We start from the raw sequence: 9,337 nt of genomic DNA, 5'->3' as shown, positions 1-9,337 counted from the left end.
CTGACGCGGGCCGGAGGGCGCGGGAACTCCGGGCCGGGTGAAGCGGCCCGCACCGGCCAGCCGCACCGGCGGGCGAGTTGGAAACCGTGCGGGTAGCCGTACTAGATGGTGGGGTCGATCAGGATTTTCGGCCCCCGTGAGGCGCTCGCCGGGCGGTGACCGGCCAGGACGCCGGCGGCTTCGGACAGGCCGACGGTGGCGGCGACCAGCGGGCGCGGGTCGACCGAACCGGACGCGAACGCGGCGATCGCCGGCGCCAGACCGGCCGACGCGCCCAGGATGCCGACGGTGGTGACGTCCTTGAGCACCGCGTCGCGGGTGTCGAGCATGCTGGGCGTGCCGGAGAGCCCGATGTAGACGACGCGCCGGCCGGGTTCGACGAGCGACACCGCGAGCGCGGGCAGTTCCGGCCCGTTGGAGGCGTCGACGACCGCGTCCCACGGCAGGTCCGGCAGTGTCGCGCGGGTCCACGTCGACGGGAAACCGAACGAGCGGGCGAACTCCGGGTTCTCCGCGAGCAGGTGCACCTCGATGCCGCGGGCGCGGGCGAGCATGGCGGTGAGCAGGCCGATCGACCCGGTGCCGAGGATCAGCAGGCGCTCACCGGAGGTGAGGGCGGCGGCGTCGACACAGCGTTGCGCGTTGCCGGCCGGTTCGACGAGCGCGCCGGCGGTGGCGTCGACGGTGTCCGGCAGCGCGTGCAGGTAGGCGGCCGGGAACGCGAGCCGTTCGGCGAGGGCACCGGCGAGCCCATCGCGGATGCCGAGTTCGTGGCGCTCCGGGCAGACGTGGTGGCGACCGGCGACACAGCGACGGCAGTGTCCGCAACCGATCATCGTGTCGCCGGTGACGCGCCGCCCGATCCAGGACTCGTCGACGCCCTCGCCGACCGAACGCACCGTCCCGGACCACTCGTGGCCGGGGCGCACCGGGTACGACGAGACGCCGCTGTGCAGGTAGCTCATCTCACCGGTGAACAGCTCCACATCGGTGCCGCAGACCCCGGCCCGGGCCACGTCGACGACGACCTGCCCGGCCGTGGCGACCGGCACCGGAACCCGCTGGACCTCGGCTTTTCCGGGCCCGGTGAGGACCAGCGCACGCATCATGATCATGATCCTAGAGCGTGCGCGCGGGATCGTGCCGCGGCCGCCCCCGCCGCCACCTGGACCAGGCCCAGCCCGAGAACCATGACCAGTGTCGACCGCCAGCCACCGGTCCGTTCGGCCAGAACCCCGGCCGCCACCGGTCCCGCCGCCGCGAACAGGTACCCCAGCGACTGCGCCATCCCGGACAGCCGGGTCGTCTCCGCGGCGGTCCGCCCACCCAGACTGATCAGGGTCAGCGCGGTCACCAGGCCGGCGCCCTGCCCGAGCCCGGCGATCAGCGCCCACAGGATCGCCAACCCCGGCGCCAGCAGGAGACCGAGCACCGCCACCACCACCGGCAGACTGGAAATGATCGCGCCGAGGCGTGGCCGGACGTTCAGGATCAGCGGGATGGCCAGACCGCCCACGATGCCCAGCCCCTGGTACAGGAACAGGTGCAGACCCGCCGTCCGCTCCGACACACCGTTCGCGATCTCGATCGTCGGCAGCCAGGTGACCAGCACGTAGAACGTGGTCGACTGCAACCCCATGAACGCGGTGATCAGCCACGCGCGGGGCTGCCGCCACACCGCGACGTCACTGCTCGTCCGCACCGGTTCGTGCTCCGGCGCGTTCCGGGCCCGTGGCGCCCAGGCCGCCGCGACGGCAAGCGCCAGCAGACCCCACACCCCGAGCGACAGCCGCCAGTCCACCGCGTCCGCGATCGGCACCGCCACCGCCGAAGCCAGCGACGCCGCAGTGGTGAGGAACGCGGTGTAAAGCCCGGTCGCGCGTGACACGTTGTCCGCATAGTCGCGTTTCACGATGGCCGGAACGAGAACGTTCCCGACCGCGATGGCACACCCGATGATCACGGTCCCGGCCCACAGCCCCGCCGACCCGGTCCAGGACCGCACGACCGTCCCCGCGGCGAGCACCAGCAACGCGACCAGAACGGCCCGTTCCATCCCGAGCCGCCCCGACAGCCGGTGCACCTGCGGCGACACCACCGCGAACGCCAGCAGAGGCAGCGCCCCGAGCACACCCAGAGCACTCTCACCGAGTCCCAGATCCACCCCGACCTGCGGCAACAACGGCCCCACCCCGGTAATGGCCGGCCGAAGACAGAGCGCGACGAGAAAAACCGCCGCCGCCGGGAGTAAGCGCTTCACGCCCCCGAGCCTCTTACAAACAGATCAAAAGCGTCAAGATCCACCATTCGGTACGCCTACCCACAATCCCGTGACTACCCCGCAAGGCAGGCGGCCCATCAGGGCCCCACAGCGCCCGCCGGGCGTGTGCGTCCGTGCCGGCCACCCCGAAACGTCCCCGAAGTCCAGTCGCCCTGCCGGATCGCCGGCGCCCCGGGGTTCCCTGTCGCACCCCACCCTGGATGGCCGAATGCGAGGCCGGCGATGGCATGCGGAGCTGCTCGCAACCAAGGTCACCAACGTGGAAGGTGAGAGTGGCGAGGCGGGTGGAATCGGCCTGCCCTTCCTTCGACGATCGGCTCTTCTGGGTGAGCGAACCGGCCGTCTATGGTGATCGACATGCTCGAAGGTCTCGACGGACTGGCCGCAGGCGACCGTCACCGAGGGTGGGATTTCGTTCGAGTGCTGACCGCGGCATTCGGCCGCCCGGTCGTCGAGGGCGATGGTGCCGACCCGGCCCTGGTGCGGGTGGGCGAGGACCAGATCGGTTTCGTGCTGCCGGCCGCACTGCGCGAGGCCTATCTGCAGTTCGGGGGCCGACGGGATCTGACCGCCGTTCAGGACTTCCTGGTGCCGCCGCAGAGCCTGGCGATCGCCGCCGACGGTGTCCTGGTGTTCCGGGTGGAGGCGCAGAACTGCGCGAGGTGGGGCGTGTCCGGTCAGGACTCCGGTCAGGACGATCCACCGGTCCTCGTGAACGACGGCGACGGCTGGGTGCCCTACTCCGACCGGCTCTCCCTGGCGCTCGTCGAAATGGTGATGTCGGAGGCGATGTTCTCCGCTGACCAACGCGACGTCGATCACCGGGAGTTGGACGAGACCACGAATGCGCTGGTGTGTGCCGCTTACGAACCCCTGCCGCTGCCGGTCTTCCCGTTCTGGGCCGGGATGGACGGCCCGGGGGTGCGCTGGTTCGCCGGTCCTGATGTGCTGCTGCGAAATGACGGCGAGACGTGGCTGTGGGTCCATGGCCGGACCCCGGAAGCGGTGCAGGCCGTGCGGGAGCGGTTGCCCGGCGAGTGGCTGATGGTCGCGGACGACGACGAAGACGAGGAATGGGGCGCCTCGCATCGGATCGTGGTGTGAAGGATCCTCTCGGGCCGGGGCAGGACTCGCACGGGTGATTTGCGATGATCGGCGCCATGGCGACCTCCGAGCGCGGTGTGACCGAAGCTGATCCCCGGACGGATGAGGGCACCACGGCCGCCGACGCTGTAGGGGTGGGTGCGCGGCCCAGTGCCGAGAGCCCGGCCGGTGGGCGGCTCGCGGATCGGGTGGCGAGGGTGGTCACCGAGATTCTGTCGCCGGCGGTGCTGGTGGCGGTGGTGTTGTTCGCGGTGGCCTGGGCTTCCGCGGAAACCCCGATGTCAGCGCTGGTCACCGGTGTCATCGCGGCGGCTGCGGCCAGTTTCCTGCCGATCGCCTACATTCTGCGCGGTGTCCGGCGGGGTGCCTGGACCGATCGGCATGTCGGCGAACGCTCGCAGCGGACCCTGCCGATGCTCGTCTGCCTGGGTTCGACCGCTTCCGGCACGCTGGCCCTGGCCGCCGCCGGAGCTCCGCGAGATCTGCTGGCGTTGATCGCCTGCATGGCCGCCGCGCTGGTCGTCGCCACGCCGATCACCCTTCTGGCCCGCTGGAAGATCTCCATCCACTCCCTGGTGGCGGCCGGTACCGCGGTCACCTTCACGGTCGTCTTCGGCTGGGTTCTCCTGTTCACCTGGCCACTCGCCGCGGCGGTCGGCTGGTCCCGCGTCCGGCTCGGCGACCACACCACGGCCCAGGTTCTGGCCGGTGCCGTGGTGGGCGCTTGCGCTACCGGACTGCTCTATCCCGCGCTCCGCTGATATTTCCCGCACCCAGCTGACCGGCGACGGCCAGCCGCTTCGGAGCGGTTCTCCGCCTTGCCTGCAAGCCGTTGGAGAGAGTCTGAACTCGGCGTTGTAGGGAGACGAAACCCGCACCGGCCGGATGATGCAAGTGGGCGGTCCAGCCGTGGGCGGTGCGGGTCAGGCGTACCGGAAGCCAGGTTTTGTCGTCGAAGGAAACCTCGACCGACAACCGGGCCGGTGGGGCCGCCGCGTGCGAGGCGATCACCGTGGCCAGTTCATGGTCGGCCACGGTGCGCCGGAAGCCGGTCGGCAGAGTGCCGTGATGCACCCAGGTCAGGTGGTAGACGTACGGGCTGTCGGTGAAGTCGCCGTCCGGTCCAGGCTGGGTAAAATCGGCCACGACGGCGCTGGTGAATACGGGCGCCGCACGGCTCGGGCCGATGCGGGCAGTGGACAGGCCACGAAATCCTGGAACCATGTCGACGTAACCGGCACCGCCGGTCTCCTGCGCGACGACCACGGCGGCCTGGGCGCTGACGGCCGAAGCACGTTCGGGGCGGGCGACGACGGGCCGGGCGAGACGGGCATCGACATCGATGTGCCGATCGGCCGCCGGGTCGAGCACCGGTTGAACGAGCAGGGACGTTTCCCCGGTCGACGGGCTTCGCACGACGCTGCGCAGCAGATGTCCACCCGCGTCCAGCCGCATCGTCACGGTGCCGTCCGCCTCGTTCGGGACGTTGCGGACCTCACCACTTTCAAGATCAACTAACACGCTGCCGTACGTGCCGGTAAGCGCGCCGTTTCGATCCCGGTGGGTCAGGGCGACGTGATAGCCGTTCGGTATCGCCATGGCCGGAAAAGTCAATCCGATCACTGCGGCGACCGCTGTCAGGCGCTGGTCACGAAGCTCCTTTCGGGCACGGTGAACCGGCCGGCGTGGCAGCCGGCTCACCGTTCGCTGTACGGATTCGGTCTTGTGGAGTTGCTCAGCGCGGCAGCCGGTTGGCGCCACAACCCGAGGTCTGGGTGTTCGGGCCGGCTTTCGGCGGCGCGTCGACGATCTCGACCGCGAGTACCGCCCGGGAATCGATCGTCACGTTCGTCGCCGTCGACACCTGTCGTTCGCCGAGATAGCGGTAACTGCCGGCATCGAAGATCAGTTCGGAGCGCAGTCCCCGGCCGGTGAGTGTCCGGGCGACCGCTATGCCGGACCGGCCGGCGGCGTCGACCGCCGTGGGGACCAGTTCCACGCCGGGCTGCTCCGCCATCAGCTGATAGACGGCCGCTCGCAGTTTCGGCGGGGCGAGCGGTGCGCGGGTGAGTCCGGACAGCGCGTCCCAGGTGTCATCCGGATCCTGTGCCGTCACCCGTTTCGCCAGCTGCCGTGGGTCGGTGGGCAGGGTGGCGAGGAACGCGTACGTCGGCGCGGTCAGACTTCCGGTGCAGGCCGCGACCCGCCATTCAGCATTCGCCGGCCGTCGGGCCTGGGCCGGCAGCGAGCCGCCCGGCACCGGTCGCGGCGTTCCGTAGGCGATCCGGATGAACCCGGGCCGGTCACCGGCCGCCGCCTCCCAGCCCTGCCACCGCGAGGGTTGAAGCCACATCACGTCCGAATCCACCGATGTGGGCTCGGCATTCGAACTGCTTGCGGGCGAAGTGCCCGAGCCGGGTGTGACGTCGGTCTGGTGCGGGGTGGGCGTGGTGCTGCCCTCGACGGGAACGGCCGTGGGGCCACCGCCTGTCGCCGCGACCTCGCTCATGACGACATGGAGCAGTTGGCCGGGTCGTGGTGCGAGTTCCTCTTTTTCGGCGACCAGTGAAGCGCGCCGTAGCAGGTCCGGGGCGCTCATCGGCGTGGTCGGGCCGATGGAAGGCTCGGGGGTGCCGGTCAGCAGCCCGGCCGCCACCACAACGACAGCTGCCGCGGCGATCCCGGCGCCCCAGGCGAACTGCATGACCCGGCGCGGTCGTCCCGCGGAGCGGCTTTGCCGCCGCGCGGGGACGATCCCAGCCCGGGCGGGGAGGTCTTCTTGAGGATTGGGCCGGGTTTCCGGGCCGGCCGAAAGCATCTCGCGCGGGGCTCGCGGGACCACCGCCAGGTGCATAAGGCCGGCATCCTGTCGAACGGGTGAGGTGCCCGCTGGGGGTGTGGGGGCGGCGTCTGGCGGCGCAGGCAAAGCTCCCGGCCGGGTGGTCGCCGAGCTCTGCGGTGCGGGCAAGGCCCCGGGTCGGTTGGACGCTGGGTCCTGCGGTGTGGGCAGGGTCTCGGGTCGGGTGGGCGTCGAGTTCTGCGGTGTGGGCAAGGCCCCGGGTCGGGTGGACGCCGGGTTCTGCGGTGCTGGCTGGGCCTCCGGGGCAGTGCGGGCTGTCGATCGTGGGCTGGGCAGAAGTGGCGGCTGTGCGTGGATGGGGTCGGCCTGGGCCGGCTGTTGTTGACGGATCATCTGGAGCAGCCGGTCGCGGGCGTCTGCCGTGACGGCCGGGGTCGGTGGGTCGGTGGGCCGGGCGTTCGCCAACAGGGACAGTTCGTCCATCACTGCTCGGGCCTCTCATCCGCGTCCTGGAAATGGTTCAGTGCCTCCCGCAAGCGGCGGCGGGCCCGGTGCATGCGGGAACCGATCGTGCCGACCGGTACCTGCAACGCTGCGGCCGCTTCCTCATGGGACATCTCGCCCCACACCACCAGCAGCAACGCGTCCCGGTCGCCGGTGGACAGGTCGGCGAGCGCCGCGAGGATCCGGTTGCGGGCCGTACTGGCGGCCGCGCGGGCGGTGGCCAGATCCTCGTGCCCGGGTTCGGCCAGATCGGCTGCCGCCCGCGCGTAGGCCCGATAACCACGGATCTCGTCCCGCTGCTGGCCGTGGATCAGGTTGGTGGCGATCCCGAACAGCCACGCCTTGACCGTCCCCTTGGCCGGGTCGAACGTCATGCGCCGGCTGAACGCGACAAGCATCGTCTCCGCCGCCACGTCATCCCCGCCCGCACGCCCCAGCCGGCGCGCCGCGTAGCCGTGCAACACCGCGAAGTACCGATCGAACAGCTGCGCGAAGCACTCCGGCTCACCCCGGGACCGCCACAACAGATCACCGTCACTCAGCGCCTCAACGGCCGCATCCATCCATTCCCCTTCATCGAAAACCTCTGACACCGATGATTGACCGAACCCCAAGTTGATCTTCACGGCGCTCAGGAGAAGGGCGGACCCCGAAAGGCGGCGGCGAATCCTGACGGGTAGACCTGGGAGAGACGAACCCGGCGGCTAGAGGCAGGCGAGGACGAACCCCCGGAAGGGCCGAACCCGGACGGAAGGCAAACCTCGATGGGCGAAGGTCCAGCTTCCGTCGCCGAAGGGTCAACCCCAGCGGTCAGAGGGCGAACGCCGCGGGCGGCGGCAGACGAAACGAGCCGCCAGTTGAGGGCGAACATCGGTTGGCCCAGGTGGACGGGCCCGAGGGCTTCATCGCGACCCGGGACGGCACGGTGGGCAAAGCTCCCGGCAGGTGAACCTCGGTATGAGGAGCGAGGGCCTGCCCGGCGCGGAAAGTGGGAGGTCGGCTAACGGGCGGTGGCTTGCCAGCCTCGGAGGATGGTGGCCAAGGCCTGCTCGGCCAGGCGCTGGGCCCGTTCGTTGCCGACGGTGTCGTGGTAGCCGAGGGACGCCAGGCCGTGCAGCACGCCCCAGATGATCTCGCACGCCTCGTTGTCGCCGGGCGGGGTCACTCCGTGCTCCGCCGACCAGGCGGCCAGTAGCTCCGTCAACAGGTCGATGGTCGGCTGGGCGGCGTCACGGCGGTTCGATGCGGCGATCGTGGTCCCGTTCATCACCTCGTACAGGTGTGGATGTTCGCTGGCGAACCGCACATATCCGGCGGCCACCCGCAGCAGTCGGCGGTCCACGTCCGGCTCTCCGGCGGCGATGCGGGCGGCGTCGGCCATCAGCAGGGCGTACCCGTGCACGACCAGCTCCGCGACCAGCGCGTCCTTCCCGGCGAAGTGCTGATAGACGACCGGCGCCGTGTACTCCACGTCAGTCGCGATGCGCCGGACGGTCAGCGCTCCGGCGCCCTCGCTCTCCAGAACGTGCAGCGCGGCCTCGATGATGCGGTCGCGGATGCCGGCTCGTTCGCGGGCCCGTCGTGTGCTGCTCGGCATGTCCTCAGACAGTAGTGACCTCCTTGACAGTGTCCTCGACCCCGGTCTAGCTTAACGGCGTTAGAAAATCTAACAACGTTAGAAATGGACGCCATGCCTGACCACGTCATCCTCGGTGCCGGAACGATCGGCTCGAACGTCGCGACCATCCTCGCCGCCCGCGGTGAGACCGTCCGGATCGTCACCCGGGGCGGTTCCGGGCCCGAGCACCCGCTGATCGACCGGGTCGCCGCGGACGCCTCCGACGCGGCCCGCCTGACCGAGCTGTCCCGCGGCGCGAAGGCGATCTACCACTGCGCCAACCCGGCGTCGTACACCTCCTGGCACCGTCTTCTGCCGCCGTTGCAGACCGCCGCGATCGCCGCCGCGCAGGCGAACGACGCGGTTCTAGCCAACACCGGAAGCCTCTATGCGTACGGGCCACAGCCCGGCGGCCGGATGAACGAGCACACCCCGCTGGCCGCCACCGGGCGCAAAGGCCTGCTGCGCAAGCGCAACTGGGAGCAGTCGCTGGCCGCCGGCATCCGCACGGTCGAGGCCCGCGGATCCGACTTCATCGGCCGGGACGCGACGGGCTTCTACGCGATGATCCTCGAACCGGCGCTGCGTAAGGGCGGAACCGCCTGGGTGACCGGGCACCTGGACATGCCGCACACCTTCACCTACAACCGTGACATGGCGAACGCCCTGGTCACGCTCGCCGCCGACGACCGGGCGTGGGGCCGCGCCTGGCACGTGCCGTCCCCGCCGGCGATCACCATCCGTGACCTGGCGGCCCGGTACGCCGCTGCCTACGGCAAGCCGCCGATCAGGCTGATCCAGCTGCCCCGGTTCCTGATGCGCACGGCCGGGACGGTGCTGCCGATCGCCCGCGAGATCGCCGAGATGGACTACCAGTACTACGCGCCGTTCCACATGGACGCGACCGAGACCGCCGAGACGTTCGGCCTGACCGCGACCGAACTCGACGTGGCCATCCGCGACCAGGTCGACGCGGCGCCGGCGAAGTGAACGGACACGCGGCGCGCGAGGTGAACGGACACGCGGCCGG

The 9,337-nt window shown here is 70.5% G+C and carries 9 protein-coding genes; 3 read left to right on the top strand and 6 right to left on the bottom strand.

Translation table 11 applies throughout. The features are described from left to right. Positions 1-101: 101 nt before the first annotated feature. Together Aco03nite_RS51775 and Aco03nite_RS51770 are read right to left on the bottom strand one after the other, a co-directional pair. Positions 102-1,109 carry a zinc-dependent alcohol dehydrogenase gene (locus Aco03nite_RS51775; RefSeq protein WP_239146147.1) on the bottom strand — a complete coding sequence of 336 codons (1,008 nt, stop codon included), beginning with the start codon at positions 1,107-1,109 and terminating at the stop codon, positions 102-104. 2 nt (positions 1,110-1,111) lie between these two features. Beyond that, positions 1,112-2,260 (bottom strand): MFS transporter, encoded by a 1,149-nt coding sequence (locus Aco03nite_RS51770; protein WP_203810535.1) that lies wholly within the window; start codon positions 2,258-2,260, stop codon positions 1,112-1,114. A 378-nt stretch (positions 2,261-2,638) separates the two neighbouring features. Here Aco03nite_RS51770 and Aco03nite_RS51765 point away from each other — a divergent pair, with 378 nt between their 5' ends. Beyond that, positions 2,639-3,385, top strand: coding sequence for a hypothetical protein (locus tag Aco03nite_RS51765; RefSeq protein WP_203810533.1), 747 nt, complete (start codon positions 2,639-2,641; stop codon positions 3,383-3,385). A gap of 56 nt (positions 3,386-3,441) precedes the next feature. Next, on the top strand, positions 3,442-4,146 hold the full coding sequence (locus Aco03nite_RS51760) for a phosphatase PAP2 family protein (protein WP_203810531.1): 705 nt from the start codon (positions 3,442-3,444) through the stop codon (positions 4,144-4,146). Here the strand turns inward: Aco03nite_RS51760 and Aco03nite_RS51755 are convergent. The 4 genes from Aco03nite_RS51755 to Aco03nite_RS51740 all read right to left on the bottom strand — a co-directional run bounded on the left by Aco03nite_RS51755 (position 4,115) and on the right by Aco03nite_RS51740 (position 8,286). After that, positions 4,115-4,984: a hypothetical protein gene (locus tag Aco03nite_RS51755; RefSeq protein WP_203810529.1), complete on the bottom strand. Its 870-nt coding sequence runs from the start codon at positions 4,982-4,984 to the stop codon at positions 4,115-4,117. The two genes, Aco03nite_RS51760 and Aco03nite_RS51755, sit on opposite strands and share 32 nt — an antisense overlap. A 136-nt stretch (positions 4,985-5,120) precedes the next feature. Continuing rightward, positions 5,121-6,203, bottom strand: coding sequence for a CU044_5270 family protein (locus Aco03nite_RS51750; RefSeq protein WP_239146148.1), 1,083 nt, complete (start codon positions 6,201-6,203; stop codon positions 5,121-5,123). 464 nt (positions 6,204-6,667) lie between these two features. Then, on the bottom strand, positions 6,668-7,252 hold the full coding sequence (locus tag Aco03nite_RS51745; RefSeq protein WP_203810526.1) for an RNA polymerase sigma factor: 585 nt from the start codon (positions 7,250-7,252) through the stop codon (positions 6,668-6,670). 437 nt (positions 7,253-7,689) lie between these two features. Beyond that, on the bottom strand, positions 7,690-8,286 hold the full coding sequence (locus Aco03nite_RS51740) for a TetR/AcrR family transcriptional regulator (RefSeq protein ID WP_203810524.1): 597 nt from the start codon (positions 8,284-8,286) through the stop codon (positions 7,690-7,692). Positions 8,287-8,379: 93 nt separating this feature from the next. Here Aco03nite_RS51740 and Aco03nite_RS51735 point away from each other — a divergent pair, with 93 nt between their 5' ends. Beyond that, positions 8,380-9,297 (top strand): NAD-dependent epimerase/dehydratase family protein, encoded by a 918-nt coding sequence (locus Aco03nite_RS51735; protein ID WP_203810522.1) that lies wholly within the window; start codon positions 8,380-8,382, stop codon positions 9,295-9,297. Positions 9,298-9,337 lie beyond the last annotated feature (40 nt).

Origin of the sequence: Actinoplanes couchii (assembly GCF_016862075.1) — a bacterium.
GTDB classification, from domain to species: Bacteria; Actinomycetota; Actinomycetes; order Mycobacteriales; family Micromonosporaceae; genus Actinoplanes; species Actinoplanes couchii.
This window is presented reverse-complemented; position numbering and strand designations above follow the sequence as displayed.